The sequence below is a fragment of the Citrobacter sp. VF227 genome (assembly GCF_052950715.1).
The window spans coordinates 1-1,225 of the sequence record NZ_JBRFVF010000052.1 but is presented as its reverse complement, the minus strand read 5'-3'; the positions used below and the strand labels follow the sequence as shown (position 1 = coordinate 1,225).

Annotated in this window: 2 protein-coding genes; both read left to right on the top strand. The window is 50.9% G+C overall.

Features of this window, described 5'->3' with window-relative positions; all coding sequences use genetic code 11:
- A partial coding sequence (locus ACU8YC_RS24935; protein WP_446895948.1) for a hypothetical protein occupies positions 1 to 795 on the top strand: 795 nt, incomplete at its 5' end.
- Positions 796 to 865: 70 nt separating this feature from the next.
- Positions 866 to 1,225, top strand: a 360-nt coding sequence (locus ACU8YC_RS24930; RefSeq protein WP_446895947.1) for a capsular polysaccharide export protein, LipB/KpsS family, incomplete at its 3' end; no start/stop codon positions are given.

The following is a 1,225-nucleotide window of genomic DNA, read 5'->3' as shown; positions in this document are numbered from 1 at the left end:
CCGGGGATTGAATCCGCGGTGGGTAAGGCGGATTTAACACGAAAAACGCTGAGGAGAAAAAGGCGCAATGCGCTGTGTCTCTGCGATCCTTACCGGGATGTTCCGCTGAATGATAACGTGATATGGCACCGGCGGCATTTATATGAAGATCCGGGCAGGGTGGTTTATTTCAAAGACGTCGGATTATATTCCGCTGACGGAAGGCTTTCCGGGGCCGTCTGTCAGTTTGATGGCCGGCGATGGAGACTGATTTCACCCGCGCCGTCTGCGGAGGATAATATCATATCAGACTGGAGTTTTATTCAGGATGTGAGTGTGTCGAACCCTGTGGATAATCAGATGATAATGCCTGATGCCTGGTGGATAAGAAATAACGCGCTTTCAGCAATCGATATTACGTGCCGGGATGGTGTGGCAACGGTAAAAATACATAATGCAAACTCAAAAAATATCTACCTTGCATTATCGTTAAATAAAGAAAAGACGGGCCTGCAGTTTTACGCTGATACAGAAAAAAGATATCTGACATTTTTCGCTGAATTATCCACCACCAGGGGGCATGTTAATCTGGCCCTGGGGGGCGTTTCTGATAATGGATATCATCATCGTAATTCCCGTTCTCATGACAGCGTGGGGTTTGCGCATCACGTTGTCTTTGAGCAATTTTTTGACATCAATACCGCGCACAGAGAACCCGTATTTATCCGGATTAATTTATGTCCTGACGGACAAAATAAAACGGTAAAAATTAAAAATCCTGTCCTGGTCTCCGGATATTTTCCCATGGGGATGTAACCGCGGACTGAACGTACTGAGAGACGGAAACGGCGGTGACGCAGAACAGAGTGTGATGTATTGAGGGTATATGAAATTTTACACTGTTTCGGCCGGGATCCTTGCCCGGAAAGCCTGGCTTGAGCCGGTGCTGGGGCATTCCCTGCACATGTTTAAAACCGGTATGACACTGACACCGGAGGATGTGCTGCTCGGCTGGGGCCAGAAAGCCGGCAGCCGTGAGCTGAAAGAACAGGCCCGTCAGCGGGGAGTGGCATACTGGCATCTGGAAGATGGTTTCATCGGCTATATCGGCCATCCGGCCCGCCAGGGGATCCCCGTCTCCCTGATCGCCGACCCGGTCGGTATTTACTACGATGCCCGTCAGCCCAGCCATCTCGAGCAGCTTATTGCCACGCCCTGCAGCGGGGACATGCTGTCGCGGGCCGCG